This is a genomic window from Sunxiuqinia sp. sy24 (assembly GCF_052677165.1).
The window spans coordinates 166,349-184,573 of sequence record NZ_JBQYLH010000006.1 but is presented as its reverse complement, the minus strand read 5'-3'; the positions used below and the strand labels follow the sequence as shown (position 1 = coordinate 184,573).

The following is an 18,225-nucleotide window of genomic DNA, read 5'->3' as shown; positions in this document are numbered from 1 at the left end:
CTAAAATCGAAATGACAAAAAATCTATTTTTTCTTTTAAGCCTAACGGTTTTACTTATGAGTTCTTGTGAAAAACAGGAGCAGCATAGTCAATTTTTGCATTTGTGGTATAAACAACCAGCCCAGATATGGGAAGAAGCTCTTCCGATCGGAAATGGGCGATTGGGGGCGATGGTGTTTGGTGGAATAGATACGATTCGCATTCAATTAAACGAGGAGAGTATATGGGCGGGGATGCAGCAGAACAACTTAAATCCTAATGCAACAGAGCAACTTCCGGAAATACGAGAACTGCTCTTCAATGATAAAAACAAAGAAGCATTTGAGTTGGCAAGTAAGGTTTTGTTACGCGAGAATAATAAAATTCGCTCGTACCAGCTTTTGGGAGATTTACTAATAACCCTTAATGATGAGTTAGAATCAATATCAGGATATGAGCGTTCGTTGGATTTAGCCTCTGGGGTAACCAAAGTGGAGTGTCAACGAAATGGTTATCGTTATACTCAGGAGGCATTTGCTTCGGCTCCCGATGATGTAATTGTAATACACCTGGAGACAGAAGACCCTAAAGGACTAAGTGGTTCGCTGAATTTAACAAGGCCACAAGGCGCAGTTGCTCAAGTAATTTCAGATAACGAGATTCGGTTGGTGGGACAAATTATTGACGCGCCAGATCTTAAGTATGACAGAGGAGGTGAGCATATGTGTTTTGAAGGTCGGCTAAAGGTTGTTAATGAAGATGGAACGGTAAATGCTGTGGATGATCATTTAGAATTTAGTGGCATATCAAAAGTAACCGTGATTCTAACAGCTGGAACGGATTACAATTTGGAGAAACTGGATTTTGACCGCTCCATTGATCCCGCCTCAAAAGTGTCCGGGATATTAAACAAGGTGGTAGACCAATCATACTTAACATTAAAAGAGAAACATAAGGTCGATCACGAATCTTTTTTTAATCGCTTAGATTTACAATTAACCCAATTAACTGAGGATACTGTTCCTACTGATATTCGATTAGCTAATGTAAAAGCAGGAGAAGAAGACCTACACATAGTAGAACTTTATTTTCAGTATGGTCGCTATTTGCTAATGGGATCGTCGCGCTCACCGGGTATTTTACCTGCCAATTTACAAGGGATTTGGAACCATCACATAAACGCGCCATGGAATTCAGACTTTCATGTGAATATTAATCTTCAGATGAACTACTGGCCGGCAGAGGTTTGCAACCTCTCGGAAACGATGTTGCCTATGGCTGGTTTTTTCCAAAAAATCAGCCAAATTCCTGGTCCTAATACGGCTAAAATGTATGGCTGTAATGGCTGGACCATGCACCATCTAACCGACCCTTTTGGGCGAACCGGCATTATGGATGGTATTGAATGGGGCATGTTTCCGCTAGGAGGTAGCTGGGTTTGCTTCCCTATTTGGAGGCATTTTGAATTTACCAACGATCCCACTTATCTGGAAGAAATTGCTTGGCCTATGTTGAAAGGGAATGCCCAGTTTATTCTTGATTTTCTTGTGGAAGGACCAAGCGGATACTTGGTTACTGCACCGTCATACTCTCCCGAGAATCATTTTTATTTGCCGGGCTCTGATGAGCATACACGACTAACTTATGCTCCAACCATGGATATTCAGATTATTAATGAGCTTTTTAAGTACTGTAAAAAGGCAGCTCGGATTGTTGGTGGGGAAGAAAAATTGCTCGATCGGATCAATGAAGCCGAAAAATTGTTACCCCCTGTTGTGATTGGGGAGGACGGTACGATTCAGGAATGGATTAAAGATTACAGAGAGGCAGAACCTGGACATCGTCATATGTCTCACCTATTAGGATTGCATCCAGGAACTACGATAACGCCTGAAACGGTCGATTTATTTGAAGCTGCTCAGAAAACCATTGAGCGAAGACTTCAACATGGAGGTGGAGGAACTGGATGGAGTCGTGCGTGGATCATTAATTTCTATGCGCGCCTATTGGACGGAGATAATGCATATAAGCACTTTAATGCTTTAATGAAGCATTCAACCTATAACAATCTGTTTGATGGGCACACTCCTTTCCAAATTGATGGAAATTTTGGGGGTACTGCCGGTATTGCCGAAATGTTATTACAAAGTCATAATAATTTAATTCACTTGTTGCCTGCTCTCCCTTCTTCCTGGAAAAAAGGACATATTGAAGGAATTAAAGCCAGAGGTAACTTTGAGTTAGACCTGTATTGGAAGAACGGACAATTAGAAAAGGTTACGGTCTATTCCAATAGCAATCATGATTGTAATTTAAAATATATGGATAAAGAAATCAACTTTGAGACAGTTTCAGGTAAGTCCTATTCTTTCAATGGAAAGCTGGAGAGATTATAGACGTTTAAAGAAATTGTCATTTAATAGATAGACAATATATAGAAAACTCCTTTGAAATTATTGCTGAAAGTTAATGATTCTATCATATATCAGTGCTAATGATTGGGAATGAGGAGAGATTGAATTTTTAAAATGATGTAAATCATAAAGGAAAATGAAAAGAACGATAGGAATATCAGGAATGCTTTTGATGGTTGCTTGTACAACAACAGTTGAGGAATGCAAGGCGAAGCGACCAAATATTATTATTGCGATTAGTGATGATCAGTCTTTTGCTCATACAAGCTTTGCAGGATGCACTTTTGTAAAAACCCCGGCATTTGACAAAGTAGCTCGCGAAGGTATTTATTTCTCTAATTGCATTGCGGGTTCTCCGGGGTGCGCTCCTTCGAGGAGTTCGCTGGTGACAGGCCGGCATCATTGGCAAAATGAACAATCCGGTCAGCATTTTTCCGGATGGCTTGACAAATATGTCCCATTTGTAGATTTACTCTCGGATAATGGATACTTAACAGGCTACACCGGAAAAGGAGTAGGGCCTTTCCAGTATCATCGTAATCATGTAAAAGAAGATTCATTTCGGATTGAGAATGCAGCCGGAAAGGGATTTAATCAGCTTGCTTATGATGCGGCTGAAAAAGAAACGACAGGACTGTCATCAATAGACTATTATGCCAACTTCAAGGCATTTATGTCTGGTCGAAAAGATGATCAGCCTTTTTATTTCTGGTATGGTGGCTACGAACCTCATCGTGTGTATGAAAAGGGGGCTTGGAAAAGATCAGGCAAAAAGCTTGAGGATGCACAGGTTCCCGCCTTCTTACCAGACACGGAAGAAATCCGTGGAGACTTACTTGATTATGCGATGGAGATAGAATGGTTTGATAAGCAACTGCTAAAAATGATAAATTATTTGGAAGAGATTGGCGAGCTTGAAAATACCATCATTATTGTTACATCAGACAATGGTATGCCTTTTCCCCGGGCGAAAGCTTTATGTGTTGAATACGGGATTCACGTTCCTTTGGCTATTCGGTATCCCCAGAAATTTCCGGGAGGACGTGTGGTGGAGGATATGGTTTCATTCATCGATTTTGCGCCTACTATACTTGAACTGACAGAAACCACAGCAGACGGGATGCTGCCTGTAACAGGTAAAAGCTTGGTAAAAGTCTTGACTTCAGATAAGGATGGGATGATTGATCGTTCTCGTAAATTTGCTTTTTCAGGAAGAGAAAGGCACTCTTCTTCCCGCTGGAAAAACTTGGGGTACCCTCAGAGAGCTATTCGCGATAACGATTTTATATATGTCTGGAACATGAAACCGGCTCGTTGGCCAGCTGGTGCTCCACAGCGTTTGAATCCCGACCAGAAAAATGAGCTTCTTCCCTTATATGGTATTGATGAGCAGGGAGGACATCATAGTGATTGGGCTTTTACTGATGTGGACGGAAGTCCTACAAAATCCTATTTGGTTGAGCATTTTGAAGAGAAAGAGATCAGGCCTTTTTTTGATTTAGCCTTTGAGAAGCAGCCGGAAGAGATGCTCTATAATATCAAAGAAGATCCTTTTTGTTTGAATAACTTAATTGAAAATAAGAAGTATAGTTCAATCAGAGCAAAATTCAAGCAAGAGCTTCGGAAAGAGTTGTTACGAACCGGAGACCCTCGCGTGGTTGGATCTGACGAAGGAGTATTTGAGACTTATAAACGCTATAGTTCAATAAGGGAGTTTCCTAAACCGAAAGAAGCTGAAAATGATAATTTTTAGGGATAAGAAAAATTTACTGTCAAATAGTGAAATGTATTAGTGATTAATCAACTAATCAATCAGCTGCGATTAATTACGTAGTTGATAGTGAGTCGCATGTAGTTTGATCTTAAAAATATAAAATTAAGCATATGAAATTTAGTTATTGTAAATATTTGGTCTGTTTAGGACTGATCATTTTAACCACAAGTTTGACTTGTGATGCTTTAAGTGCCAGAAAAGCAGAATCTGAAATTGGTGAGCAGAGGGCCATCTACATCAACCCAGAAGGAGATAATTCTGCTGATGGATTAACCCCTGAAACGGCCCTAAGAACATTGGAAGGGGCAAGAGATTATATCCGCAAGCACCAGCTGAACAGAAACATGAAATCTGATCTTTACGTTTATTTTGCTCCGGGGCGTTATGCCTTGAATGAAACAGTAATCTTTAAGCCGGAGGACTCAGGATCAAATGGATACAACGTTATTTACCGAAACCTTACTGATGAAAAACCGGTGATTTGTGGAGGTCGCAAAGTAGAGGGCTGGAAAAAGGTTTCAGGGAAAGACTACTTTGTTGCAGATGTTTCTGAAGACAAAGGTTATGCCCCCTATTTTAAGCAACTCTATGTCAATGGCATTCGTACACAGCAGGCTATCTCGAACAAGCCGTTTAGGTCTATAACAGCTCCTAAGTCTGGCGATATCCAGAAAGGTAAAGTACGTTCCGAAATCAGTAACCATCCCACAAGGCATTGGTGGAATGACCCGGAAACTGAAGAAAAGCTGGATGGCATTGAGTTTAGCAAAGCCGACATGCAGAAAACTTATTCAAATGTAAAAGATCTTAGTTTACATGCCTTGCTTGTTTTCAAAATGATGCAAATTTCAGTCGAAGAAATAATTGAAACAGACAGTTCCTATATTTTTCGTTTGCCAAATCCTGATTTTCAGTGGTGGACTACCTGGCAAGATGCATCGGGCGCAATGGGGCATTACATTGTAAATGCCATTGAGGAGCTTGACGAGCCCGGGGAGTGGTGTTTGAACACCACCGAAAACAAAATATACTATTTCCCTCAGCCATGGGAAAATATGAAAAAGGTAGATGCCTATCTGCCTGTAGTGGAAGGCCTTATTGAATTAAATGGAACTCCTGAGGCAAGAATTAAAAATATTGTATTTGATGGCCTCATTTTTCAACATGGAAACTGGACGTACCCTGAAAAGCACATGCTGGGAAGATCGCAGGCTGAAATTACAGGAGAATACGATAGCGAAGTTCCCGGTCAGTTGGTTTTAAACTATGCGAACGATGTCCGGATTAATAATTCTGTATTTCGTCATTTGGGATCATCAGGAATTCAACCTTACGAAGGGACAACCCGGATAAGAATTGAAGGCAATTCTTTCTACGATCTGAGTGCAGCTGCAGTCAGTACCGGCAAATGGTATCTGAACAAATTGCTTTGTCCTGATAATACAATCTGTAAACATACATTAATCCGAAACAATGTGATTCGTAACATCGGGCGCGATTATTATCAGGCAAGTGCCATTAATACCTTTGCGGCCTACGATGTAATCATTGAAAACAACGATATTTCCGATATTGCCTATGCCGGTATCCACGCACGCATTGGTGATCAACCAACGCATCATAAAGCAGGTATAGCCCGACTGACCTATCGCCGGAACCTGATCTCGCGTACTTCGGCATTGCACAAATGGGGGATACGTGACGGCGGAACACTCTATACCCATGGCTATTATCCGAACTGCCTGGTTGAAGAAAACTATGTGGTGTATTCTAGTCGTAATGTGATGGATGTATTCTATGCCGATAACTGGAGCAACGATTCCTACTGGCGGAATAATGTGAGCAAAGACTCCAATGCAGAGCATGTTTGCAGGGCTTGGATGGCTTCTTCGAATCGTGTGGTTTTTGAAAACAATTACGGTGATGCCCCTTGCAAAAGTGCCGGAGGTGCTCAGTTGATCAATTATCATTACATTGAAAATAATGCATGGCCCGATTCCGCTTTAGCCATTATGGAAAATGCCGGATTAGAAAAAGATTATCAGGATTTGGCTGCACATAGCTACGGACATGAAAGTTTACTAAAAAATAAGCCGGTAACAGTTTCTTCAGAGGAAGATGACAATCTTGCAGAATATGGCAATGATAATAATTGGGACACGTATTGGCACACGGCAGCTGATGCAAAGGGAAGATCTTGGTACCAGGTAGATATGGAATCAGAATATGTGCTGGAAAAATTGGTGATTATTCCGGTCAAAGATCGTTTTGAGCCGGCATCCCGCTCAAGTTATGAGGTTCAGGCGTCCAACGATCCTTCATTCAAAGATTACACGGTATTAGCGGTTAAAAATGAAGTTGTATCTTATTATAAAACAGATACAAAGTGCAGCAATATGTGGGAAGTGTTTTTGAATCATCCCAAGCCGTATCGTTATATCCGGATCATTGGCAAAAACAAAGACTCATTTAGTATGGCTGAATTTGAGGCTTTTGGATATGAAAATTAAATAGAAATAAGACAATGAATTTTATAAAAGTGCTATCGATAAAGTTAGTCCTTTTCGGCATTGTGATGTTTGTCTCAGGGTGCTCTCATAAGAAAGCAAAAGATGTGACTCTTGAGAAATACAGATCGTACAATGTTTTATGGGACTCCCCGGGGATGAATGAGTTGGGTTCAGTGCCGATTGGAAATGGCCAGATTGGTGCCAATGTTTGGATACAAGAAAATGGAGAATTGGTTCTTTTATTGAGTCATACCGACTCATGGGATGAAGCAGGACGTTTGGTCAAGTTGGGGATTGTCCGTGTTCAAGCTTTTCCTGAGGAGGTGAGCTTGAACACCCCTTTTAAGCAAGAGTTAGATATTGTTAATGGTCAACTTTTAGTTCGTTTAGGAAATGATGAGAAGTTTACCAGTTTGAAAGTTTGGATAGATGCAAACAATCCGGTTGTTCATATAGAAACTCAGGGAAGTGATGCATCAGAGTGTGAGGTTAATTTGGATTTATGGAGAAAAGAGAACCGCCAAGGATCAGGAGCTGATCTTATTCCTTTCTCTGATATGGGAACTTTCAAATATTTCAACCCAAAGCTTTTTGCCGATGAAATTGTGCCAGAGTCCTCGGAAATGGACGATTTGATTTGGTTTCACCGTAATGCCGAATCAATCTACCCGGTTACGTTGAAAGGGCAAGAACTCGGAGGTTATCTGGAGAAGAATAAAGATCCGCTTTTGAACAGGACTTTTGGAGCTTTGATTTCAGGCGAAAATATGAAACGGGAGAAGAATAAACTCAAATCTGTTACAGCACAGAAAAATCATCATGTTTCGATCACTTGCCTGACAAAAGTAACTCATACAAAAGAGGAGTGGATTAATGATATTAAGTCTTTGGATAAAGAAATTCAAGCCAAAGATTTAAGCGATGCCTATGAAGAACATTGTGGCTGGTGGCACTCATTCTGGAAGCGTAGTAGTATTTTTATTTCAGGCAATAAAGAAGCAGAAGCCGTAACGGCTGGATATATTCATCAACGGTATCAGTTGGCTGCGTCGGGACGAGGAACGATGCCTGTAAAATTCAATGGTGGAATCTTTACTGTTGGACAGTCGGAAGGCTCATTTGACCCGGATTATCGTAGATGGGGAGGTGCATATTGGTTTCAGAACAATCGTCATTTGTATTGGCCAATGCTAGCAAGTGGCGATCAAGATTTAATCATGCCGTTTTTCGATATGTATAAAAATGCCCTTGAACTGGCAAAATACAGAACACAAACTTACTATGGGCACGAGGGGGCATTTTTCCCTGAAACGCAATACTTTTGGGGGACTTATAGTAATACTTGCTTCTATTATCAACAAGAAAAGCCTGCGGAAGGAGAGCTTCTAAAGAGTGCATCGTTTCCAAATCCGAATAATCCCTACATGAAAAATTATTGGGACAATGGAATTGAACTAAGCGCTATGATGCTTGACTACTTTGATTATACTCAAGATAGTTGTTTTGCAAAAGAATACCTGGTTCCTGTCGCCTCTGAGATAATGACTTTTTTTGACCAACATTGGGAAAGAAAAGATGGTAAAATTCAATATTATCCAACCCATGCAGTTGAAACATATTGGGGGGCGAGAAATCCGAGTACAATTATAGGTGGTTTACGCTATGTTTTACCCCGCCTAGTCAATTTATCGGAAACCTTAACCACAAAAAAGATGCGGGAACAATGGGGGAGAACATTGACAGAACTGATCGAATTACCATTTGATACTATTGACGGAGTGAGGAGAATTGCACCGGCTCAAGAGTACGGTAAAGCATCTAATCAGGAAAATCCAAGTCTTTATCCCGTATTTCCATATGCTTTGTATGGTGTCGGGCAACCTGAATTAGAGCTTGCTCGGAATACGTATCTTACACGTCGCATTAAAAGCAATAAGTGTTGGTATCAGGATGCAATTCATGCGGCTAATGTTGGTTTTGCAGAGGATGCCCAAGAGGATGTTGTTGCTCATTTTACGAATGGTGATGAATCGATGCGATACCCCTACTTCTGGAAAGCTGAAAATGATTGGGTTCCTGATTATGATAATGGTGGTTCGGCTTCAACGGCATTGCAACAGATGTTGATTAAGTCTGTAGGGGAAAAGATTATTATAACTCCGGCATGGCCGAAAGACTGGAATGTTGAATTTAAACTCCATGCACCACAAAACACCACCGTAGACGGAAAAATTCAAGATGGAAAATTAGTTGAATTGAAGGTTCTTCCCGAAAGCAGAAAGAGAGATGTTATAATATGGGATGAAAACTTTTTAACAGAATAGAATATGAAAATCCTGAGACATAAAAAAATAGTGTTGATAATGATAGTTGTATTATCCTTTATAACTTTATCAGCAAAGAAATCTAAATATCCCTATCAGGATCCCAAAGTAAGGGTAGAGGAACGTATCAGAGATTTGTTATCCCGAATGACCCTTGAGGAGAAGGTGCATCAATTGGCCACACAGTTTCCGAATGCCAACATGCGATTGGGTATTCCCAATTTGAGTGCCGGAGAATGTTTGCATGGCATTGTTATGGATGGAGCTACTGTTTTTCCACAGGCAATTGCTATGGCGAGCTCATGGGATCCGGAGTTGATTGAAAAAATGGGACATGTGGTGGCAAAAGAATCCCGGGCTTTCGGTATTCATCAATGTTATACCCCCATGCTTTCGGTGGTGCGTGATGTGCGTTGGGGGCGTACAGAGGAGAGCTATGGTGAGGATCCATACTTGGTTGGTAAGATAGGAACAGCATACATAAATGGATTACAGGGAACCGGACAGCAATACCTCGACAAAGACCATATCATTGCTACAGCCAAACACTTTGTGGCGGATGGAGAGCCAATGGCAGGAGATAACGGAGCAGCAATGGATGTGTCTGATTACAATTTGCACAATGTTCATATGCCACCTTTCAAAATGGCCATCGAACAAGGCAATGTGCGAAGTATGATGCCAGCGCATCACCTGTTGAACGGTATCCCTTGTCATGCCAGTAAATACCTGCTGAATGAGATCCTGCGTAAACATTATGGCTGGGATGGTTTGATAGTGTCGGATAATCAGGATATTAAAAGGTCTTTCAACACATTTAAATATGCAGAAACAGATACCGATGCTGTTCGCATGGCTTTAGAGGCCGGTATCCATCAGGAATTATCCATTTTACAACCTTGGGGCGATAACCGTTTGTATGGCGATTTGTTGGTTAAGGCGGTTAAGTCGAAGCAGATCGATGAGAAGCTGGTGGACAATGCAGTTTATTACGTGCTTAAAGCTAAATATGACCTTGGACTGATGGATTCCAAAGAACAACTAGATGCCCGGTTCGATGTACTGGAAGGGGAGCAATACAGGCGTGATCACAACATTAAAGACGAAGAAATTGAATTGGTGACCAAAAACGGTTATTTTGGTATTCCCCGTGAAGGTTACAGGGAAGTCATCAATAGTCCTTTGCATGATGAGTTGGCTTTGGAAGTAGCCCGTAAATCCGTTGTGCTTTTAAAGAATGAGGATAATATTTTGCCGCTAAATACAGGCAAATATAAAAAGATAGCAGTCATTGGTCCCAATGCCGATGCCATGCGCCTGGGAGGATATTCACCTGAAAAGCCAAAGTATTTTGTGACCATCCTGGAGGGATTAAAAAGCAAATACGGCGAAGACATTGAATTTAGCTATGCAAAGGGTTGTGACATTGCATCTGATGATACCGATAAAATGGCAGATGCAGTAACCCTCGCACAAAATTCTGATTTGGTGGTATTGGCTATTGGCGGTTCAGAGGAAACCTGCCGTGAAAATGAAGATCGAGATGATCTGAATCTTGCAGGGGTTCAAACCCAATTGGTGCAGGCCATTCATAAAACAGGTAAACCCTATGTTGTCGTGCTTTTAAACGGACGTCCTCTGTCTGTAGAATGGACGGCTCAAAATGCGCCTGTCATCATTGAAGGATGGTATCTGGGGCAGGAAACAGGAACAGCCATTGCAGAGGTGCTGTTTGGAGAAGTAAATCCAGGTGGAAAACTTCCCATTACTTTCCCCCGGAATGTGGGACAGGTGCCTTTATTCTATAATAAACTGGAAACCGGCCGCCCAAGAAGAATCCATAACTCGTCACCGGAACCACTTTTCCCATTTGGCTTCGGATTAAGTTATACGGATTTTAAGATAAGTGAACCGGTTCTTGATACCAATATCATTTCTCGAAATGGAAAAACCAGTGTATCTGTTGATGTAACCAATGCTGGTCAACATAATGGTGATGAGGTAGTTCAGTTGTACATAAATGATCTGGTATCGTCGAGGGTGAGGCCGGCTATGGAGTTGCGAGGCTTTGAGCGCATTACCTTGGCACCGGGCGAAAGCAGAAAGGTTAGTTTTGAAATTGGAAAAGAACAGTTGGAGTATTGGTTGGATGGACAATGGATAGTTGAGTCTGGTGATTTTGAAATTATGATTGGAAACAGCTCTGCCAATGTGAAGAAAGCTATGTTGAAAGTGAAGTAGCAATATAGTTTTTGCTGCTATGTAAGAGCTGTCGTAAAATAATTTGTAACTATTGAACTGTAAGAAATATGTATCATATGAGATTCATTTTTAAACTATTTGTAGTAATATTTTCTGTCAACTTTTTTTGTATTTCATTAGCAACAGCATCCGGTATCAGCAAAGCCGGAACGTTATCAAAACAGCAAAAGCCTGAAATAATTAAAAAAGGAACCATTGCATGCCATGTGGTGGAGGCCACTCCTTTTGTTTATAAGGATAAGGTCTACCGGTTGGAATGGGTAAGAACAAAAAATAGAAATAACACCAAAGGAATCAGTTATTTGCATATCGTAGATCACGTTACGGGCGAGGAGATTTCTGCATTTGGGGATTATCATCGTTTTCCCTGTGCGTTTGTTGAAAATAATACTGTATATGTGGTTGGAACCAACGAAAATTTGGGATGGCATGGTACTGTTTTAAACATGTTTGTATCCAGTGACCTGAAGAATTGGGAGCAAAGAAAAATCTATGACGCGCCTGAGGAATTGCATCAGATTTGTAACACCTCCCTGTGTAAAACAGATGAAGGATATGCATTAATGTTTGAAATTTCCGGTACTAAAGAAGCTGGAGTCAGTTTTACGCCAAGGTTTTTACTTTCCAAAGATTTGAAGACTTTTAAATTGACAGCTCCTGAATGCACTTATGGACGTGATCGATACGCTGCCCCTCATTGCCTGAGGTTTCATGACGGGTGGTATTACAGCTTTCATCTTGAGGCCGGTCAACCTAAAGGATATGAGCAATTTGTATTTCGTTCAAAAGATCTGATTAACTGGGAAAGTAGTCCATTCAATTCCGTTTTGGCAGCATCAGAAGAAGATCGTTTGATGGCTCGTGATGGATTTACTGATGAAGAAAAAGAAGACATTGCATCATCCAGAGATGTCAATAATTCGGATATTGATTTTTGTGAACATAAAGGAAAGCTTGTAATTACTTATTCCTGGGGTGATCAGGAAGGGCATGAGTTCCTGGCTGAAGCGGTCTATAAGAGGTCAATGAATGCTTTCTTAAAATCTTGGTTCCCTAAAGGAGTGAAGTGTGAAAAGGGGAAATAATCTAAAATAAAATAAATTGGAATGAAAAAGAGATGTAAAGAACTGGTCTTGGTATTAATGGTATTGATGCAGGTAGCTATGGTATCAGCGAAGAAGTACAAGTATCCTTACCAGAACGCTGATTTATCCGCCAAAGAAAGGGTGGAAGATTTGATTTCAAGGATGACGCTGGATGAAAAGATCGATCAGTTATCCATGAAAAGTCTGAATGCACTTAAAATGGATGATAAAGGTGAGGTAACCACAGAATCGCTGGAGAAACTGTTTAATGGGCAGAGTCTTGGTTGCCTTGAGAGTCCTTTTGTGGAGCATGAGAAGATAGCTAAATTCTCAGAAGCTGCAGATCGGTACTTGCGTGAGCATACTCGGCTGGGGATTCCCGCCATTCAGATTGCAGAGTGCTTGCATGGGCAGATGGCCTTGGGAGCCACCATATTTCCACAGGCAATCGGACAGGGGAGTACCTGGAATCCAAATTTGATTAACCGTATGGCTGAGATTATTGCAAAGGAAGCCTCATTGGCCGGTGTTGATCAGGCTCTTTCTCCTCTTTTTGATTTAGGGCGTGATGCGCGTTATGGTAGAATTGAAGAGTGTTATAGTGAAGATGCCTACTTGGTATCTGAAATGGGGGTGGCATTTGTAACTGGTATGCAAGGGGATCCAGAAGTGACAAAAACAGAGATCCCTGAAAACAGGTTGATGTGTACCGCAAAGCATTTTGTGGGTTGTGGAATTCCTCAATCCGGTATTTTTATTGCACCAGCCGTGGTGGGGGAGCACGAATTGCGAAGCCTGCATTTCAAGCCATTTGAGGATGCTATAAAAAAAGCAAATATTTACAGCATAATGCCCGGTTATCACGAGGTGAATGGAGTGCCAGTTCATGGCAGTCGATGGCTATTGACCGATATTCTCAGAGAAGAGTGGGGTTTTGATGGGTATGTATTTTCTGACTATACGGCCATCAATATGATGCAGAATTTCCATAAGGTAAGTGATAATAAGAAAGAAACTGCTCGCCGCGCCATTACAGCAGGAGTTGACCTGGAAGCTCCTGCCCAGTCAGTTTATGGCGAATTAAAAACGCTTGTAGAAAGCGGAGAAATGGATGAATCGGTTGTAGATACCGCTGTAAGGCGCATTTTATTGGCAAAGTTCAAAGCCGGTATGTTCGATCGGTCGTTTAAAGTGTCGAAAAAACGTGAGGAACAAATTCATACACAAGAATACATCGCTCATGCCCGTAAAATGGCTGAAGAGTCTGTTGTATTGTTAAAGAATGAGGATCAGCTGTTACCCTTGGATAAGAATAAGATCAAATCCATCGCAGTGATTGGCCCTAATGCTGATCAGGTACAATTTGGTGATTACACAGTTACTAAAAGTAATGACTATGGGGTGACTCTTTTGCAGGGAATACAACATCTAGTTGGGGATGAAGTAGAAATTAATTATGCCAGAGGCTGTGGTATTACTGATTTGGATAAGAGCGGATTTGCAGATGCGATTGCTGCAGCAAAGAATAGTGATGTGGTGATTTTGGCCATTGGTGGTACCAGTTTAATTTACTCTGGAGTTGGCTGGGGCGATGAGAAATTGGATAAGCATAATACATGTGGTGAAGGAATGGATCGTGCTTCACTGGATCCTCCAGGGGTTCAGCAAGAGCTGATTAGAGCCATTCAAGCAACAGGAAAGCCAGTGGTTTTGGTTATGATTCACGGTCGTCCCTATTCCATTGAATGGGAAAAAGAACACATTCCGGCCATCGTAGAGGGCTGGTATCCCGGAGAGCAGGGAGGACATGCAGTCGCAGATATTTTATTTGGTAAGGTAAATCCTTCGGGAAAATTGCCAGTATCAGTACCTCGAAGTGCTGGTCATATTCCAACAGTTTATGACTATAAACCATCAGGACGAGGGCTTTACCGTCGTAGAGGGACTCCGGAAGATCCCGGGCGCGATTATGTTTTCTCATCACCCGACCCGCTGTTTTGCTTTGGGCATGGCTTAAGTTATACTGATTTTGAATATTCTGATCTTACTATTAAAACCAAAGAGGTGAAGGATGGCCAACCTGTAGAGCTTTCTGTTAAGGTTAAAAATACCGGCGATAGAGCAGGAAAAGAGGTGGTGCAGTTATACTTGCGCGATATGATTAGCTCGGTAACCACGCCTGTGAAGCAACTGAAAGGATTTAGCAAAATTGAGTTACAGCCTGGAGAATCGAAGCTGGTCGAGTTCTCCGTTGACTTTGAAGAGTTGAGCCTTTGGAATCAGGAGATGGAGAAAGTTGTAGAGCCAGGCAACTTTGAAATTCAAATTGGTAGTTCTTCGGATGATATCCGCCTGAAAGGTGAGTTTGCAGCTGTAGAATAGCCAGATCCGAAAAGTTTCCGGGTTCATTAGAATGAAAAAAAGAAGGAGTCTCAAAGGTTTCATGCAGGTTTTCAATAAACAGCCTGTCATAATCCTTTGAGATACCCATATTATAGAACGTAAATTAATTAATAGAAAACCATGACTAAATTAATCAGACCTATTATTATCCTGATAAGTATTTTAAGCTTAACAGCCTGTCAAAAGAGTGTGTCCCCACCAGAACCTTTTTTGCCGGTACCCAATGCCGCACAGTTAAGATGGCACAAAGCTGAGTATATCATGTTTGCCCATTTTGGGATGAAGACTTTTTATCCCAGCGACGATCACATGGGGTATGGACTTGAAGATCCCGGAAAATTCAACCCTACAGATTTTGATGCTGAGCAGTGGGTGGAAGCCGCAAAAGCGGGTGGATTTAAAGGGATTGTAATTACTGCAAAACATCACGATGGTTTTTGCAATTGGCAAACCAAAACAACCGAGCATTCTGTAAAGTCTTCTCCTTGGAAAGAGGGGAAAGGTGACATTATCAAAGAACTAAGTGAAGCCTGTCACAAAGGAGGCATTTATTTTGGTATTTATGTATCGATAATTGATAAGCATTTTGAAAATTCAGGTTCGGATAAATATTCCGATTATGGCGATTATTATCTCGCGCAACTTACCGAGCTGAGTACACAGTACGGTACTATTGATGAATACTGGTTTGATGGCTATAAAGCCGATGGATTGGAGCTTGATTATAAGAAGATCGCTGAAATGATTAAGAAGAATCAACCGAATGCTGTTGTCTATGACTCGGGCACAATGGTTGAATTTCTCCCAGACCGTTGCATTGCTTTTCCCGGTGCCCACGGCGGTATTGCCCCTGATCAGAATTACCGGGTTGAAGTTGATGGGGTAATGCGTTGGTATCCTGCTGAACCTTCAATTATCTGGCAGGGAAACTGGTTTCATAACAATACTCCGGTGGTAAAACTGAAAGAAATGCAAGACTACTACCTGACTTCGATTGGGTATGGCGTAACGCCATTATTGAATCTAGCTCCGAATCGGAATGGATTAATTGATGAGAATACGGTTGATGGAGTTTCTGAGTTTAGAACTTGGGTTGACAAGCTGCATAATAATGACTTAGCCCGTTCTGAAAAAGTAAAAGTAAGTGCACCAAATTTCAGAGGAGGGGACAAGGCGTATTCGCCTCAACAAGTAGTAGATGGAAATTATGATACTTATTTCGCAACAGATAACAATGTTACTGATGCGGTAATAGAGATTGACCTAGGAGAGGTTCAGGAGGTTGAAGGTTTTATCCTCCAGGAATTTATCGATTTGGGGCAGCGTGTTGATGGCTATTCGATCCAGTGCCGTGTTGATGGTAAGTGGATGGAGGTTTTTTCTGGTAGAAGAATTGGTTATAAGCGAATTATCCTTGAGGGGAGGGCATCTGCAGCCGATATTGAATTTCCGGCAACCGATGCTGTACGCCTGACGATAAACAGCGCATCAGCCTGTCCTTTGATTAGTACATTTCAGGTGATTGGAGCAGTTGAAATGTGAAAATAGTATTATAAACGGAAGAGATAGTACTTGATTCCAAATACCCGCCCCATTAAGTTTGTTGTCGAGCTGATGGGGCTATTTTTATGTTTTAATAGGAGATAATTGAATTAGAATAAAAATGAATATCTTATGATGATAAGGTCTGTTTTTTACATTATGTTGGTATTATGGGGATTGGGATGTCAGAGTCAAACTGAAGATAAAGATACACTCCCTTATGTGTTAGATATGGTTTATAATAACCCCGGAGAAGCTCCAACCGTTTCGGCATATACAAATCCTGCTTTTTTAAAAAGCAGAGGGTATAATGGCATGGTTCCTCAATGGTATATTAATTGTGCCATTACCTATGATACCTTTGAAGAAAACATTGTGCCGATTGGGAGTGATGAGCGTAGATGGATTGAGCAACGTGCAGCTATGATTGATAAAAAACTGGCTGCATGTGATTCCGCAGAGCTGGATGTCTATGCTTTTACCGACATATTTGTGGCTCCAAAATCTATTTGGACAAAGTATGGTGAAGCCATGGGACAGCAGGAAACCAACCTTCATGGGTATGGTGGCGATGTGGAAAATGTACGCAAACCCAATGTGCAATATCCCATTGTCGAGCAATTAATCCGTGCTCAGGTTGAAGGTATCTTCGATCGTTTTCCGACCTTGGATGGATTGATGATTCGTTTTGGTGAAACTTACCTGCACGATACGCCTTTTCACATGGGGGGGAAACCGGTTCGGCAGGGAGATGAAGGAATAGAAGATCACGTTATACTTCTCAATATTTTACGTGATGAAATTTGTGTGAAGCGCAATAAGAAGCTTTTTTACCGCACATGGGATTTTGGTTGGTTTCATACGGAGCCGGAAGTTTACTTGGCCATAACCAATCAGGTCGAGCCTCATGAGAATCTCGTCTTTTCGATCAAACATACTAAGGGCGATTTCTTGCGCACCTTTCCATTTAACCCAACGCTGGGTATTGGTAAGCATGCTCAAATAGTCGAAGCACAATGTCAGCGAGAATATGAAGGAAAAGGAGCTCATCCGAATTACGTTGCAGAATCTATTATCAATGGCTTTGAAGAGAATAGGGACCAGGAAGGAATGAAAAGCCTGAGCGATTTAAAATCAAGTCCTAATTTCAAAGGGGTTTGGACCTGGTCGCGTGGTGGAGGTTGGAAAGGACCTTACATAGCCAATGAATTGTGGTGCGATCTGAATGCCTACGTGTTGAGCCAATGGGCACAGGATACCAGCCTGACTGAACCGGTTATATTCAAACATTATACACAGGAGTTGGGGCTTTCCGATGCAGATGCGGATGCTTTTAGGCAAATCGCATTACTATCGACCAGAGGAGTATTTCTTGGGCGCAGCAGTGAACTGACTCCTATTAATCCCTGGTGGATTCGTGATCAGTATATGGGAGGACTCACAGCGCCTGAATTTAATGATCACACGGATGAGGCTTGGGGGAAAACCAACAAGGAGTTTAATCATATCGTAGAGAATGATATGGTGGAAGCAATTTTGAAAGAGAAAGCTGAGGCTGTTGAAATCTGGAAGGAGATTGAAAAGCTGGCCGGTCAAGTTAATTCAGGGAATGAACAGTTCAGAGATTATCTGCAGGTTTCTTGCTCTTATGGACGTATCAAGTACGAAATTATTCAGCAGGCGTGGATTGTTATGCTGAAAGGACTGGAAGGAGACAAAACGGGGAACTATGACCGTGTTCGCATAGAGAGTGCTTGTCTTCGATATGAACAACTTTGGGAAGAGTTCGAGTCACTAAATAAAAATAACGAACAATGTGCTTCGCTTTACTTGCCATATAGTTTTAATAATCATTACAAGGAGTTGCACAGTGATGAGGGGATGGATAAAGCTGTTAACAAATACGCGGGTAAAGTAGGAGCACTTCGTTAA

At 41.4% G+C, this 18,225-nt stretch carries 9 protein-coding genes; all 9 read left to right on the top strand.

The genetic code is table 11. The features are described 5' to 3' along the window. Positions 1 to 11 precede the first annotated feature (11 nt). The 9 genes from ACUNWA_RS07550 (at position 12) to ACUNWA_RS07510 (ending at position 18,225) form a co-directional block, all read left to right on the top strand. A complete protein-coding gene (locus tag ACUNWA_RS07550; RefSeq protein ID WP_445591285.1) occupies positions 12 to 2,375 on the top strand; it encodes a glycoside hydrolase family 95 protein in 2,364 nt (787 codons plus the stop codon). A gap of 154 nt (positions 2,376 to 2,529) precedes the next feature. Continuing rightward, positions 2,530 to 4,146 carry a sulfatase family protein gene (locus ACUNWA_RS07545; protein ID WP_445591284.1) on the top strand — a complete coding sequence of 539 codons (1,617 nt, stop codon included), beginning with the start codon at positions 2,530 to 2,532 and terminating at the stop codon, positions 4,144 to 4,146. A gap of 131 nt (positions 4,147 to 4,277) precedes the next feature. Then, a complete protein-coding gene (locus tag ACUNWA_RS07540; protein ID WP_445591283.1) occupies positions 4,278 to 6,677 on the top strand; it encodes a discoidin domain-containing protein in 2,400 nt (799 codons plus the stop codon). 14 nt (positions 6,678 to 6,691) lie between these two features. Further along, complete coding sequence (locus ACUNWA_RS07535; RefSeq protein ID WP_445591282.1) at positions 6,692 to 9,001, top strand: DUF5703 domain-containing protein; 2,310 nt, start codon at positions 6,692 to 6,694, stop codon at positions 8,999 to 9,001. A gap of 39 nt (positions 9,002 to 9,040) precedes the next feature. After that, the gene (locus ACUNWA_RS07530) at positions 9,041 to 11,242 is read left to right on the top strand and encodes a glycoside hydrolase family 3 N-terminal domain-containing protein (protein WP_445591281.1); all 2,202 of its coding nucleotides are present in this window, start codon (positions 9,041 to 9,043) and stop codon (positions 11,240 to 11,242) included. Positions 11,243 to 11,319: 77 nt separating this feature from the next. Continuing rightward, positions 11,320 to 12,348 carry a hypothetical protein gene (locus ACUNWA_RS07525; protein ID WP_445591280.1) on the top strand — a complete coding sequence of 343 codons (1,029 nt, stop codon included), beginning with the start codon at positions 11,320 to 11,322 and terminating at the stop codon, positions 12,346 to 12,348. A gap of 21 nt (positions 12,349 to 12,369) precedes the next feature. Further along, a complete protein-coding gene (locus tag ACUNWA_RS07520) occupies positions 12,370 to 14,730 on the top strand; it encodes a glycoside hydrolase family 3 N-terminal domain-containing protein (RefSeq protein WP_445591279.1) in 2,361 nt (786 codons plus the stop codon). A 141-nt stretch (positions 14,731 to 14,871) separates the two neighbouring features. Further along, positions 14,872 to 16,293: an alpha-L-fucosidase gene (locus tag ACUNWA_RS07515; RefSeq protein ID WP_445591278.1), complete on the top strand. Its 1,422-nt coding sequence runs from the start codon at positions 14,872 to 14,874 to the stop codon at positions 16,291 to 16,293. Positions 16,294 to 16,425: 132 nt separating this feature from the next. Further along, entirely contained in the window at positions 16,426 to 18,225 is a 1,800-nt protein-coding gene (locus ACUNWA_RS07510; RefSeq protein ID WP_445591277.1) for a hypothetical protein, read from the top strand.

What these genes read in the sequence shown, in the direction of transcription:
- ACUNWA_RS07535 (WP_445591282.1), top strand. Translation starts at nt 6,692, where the DNA reads ATGAATTTTATAAAAGTGCTATCGATAAAGTTAGTCCTTTTCGGCATT.
- ACUNWA_RS07540 (WP_445591283.1), top strand. Translation starts at nt 4,278, where the DNA reads ATGAAATTTAGTTATTGTAAATATTTGGTCTGTTTAGGACTGATCATT.
- ACUNWA_RS07520 (WP_445591279.1), top strand. Translation starts at nt 12,370, where the DNA reads ATGAAAAAGAGATGTAAAGAACTGGTCTTGGTATTAATGGTATTGATG.
- ACUNWA_RS07545 (WP_445591284.1), top strand. Translation starts at nt 2,530, where the DNA reads ATGAAAAGAACGATAGGAATATCAGGAATGCTTTTGATGGTTGCTTGT.
- ACUNWA_RS07510 (WP_445591277.1), top strand. Translation starts at nt 16,426, where the DNA reads ATGATGATAAGGTCTGTTTTTTACATTATGTTGGTATTATGGGGATTG.
- ACUNWA_RS07525 (WP_445591280.1), top strand. Translation starts at nt 11,320, where the DNA reads ATGAGATTCATTTTTAAACTATTTGTAGTAATATTTTCTGTCAACTTT.
- ACUNWA_RS07530 (WP_445591281.1), top strand. Translation starts at nt 9,041, where the DNA reads ATGATAGTTGTATTATCCTTTATAACTTTATCAGCAAAGAAATCTAAA.
- ACUNWA_RS07550 (WP_445591285.1), top strand. Translation starts at nt 12, where the DNA reads ATGACAAAAAATCTATTTTTTCTTTTAAGCCTAACGGTTTTACTTATG.
- ACUNWA_RS07515 (WP_445591278.1), top strand. Translation starts at nt 14,872, where the DNA reads ATGACTAAATTAATCAGACCTATTATTATCCTGATAAGTATTTTAAGC.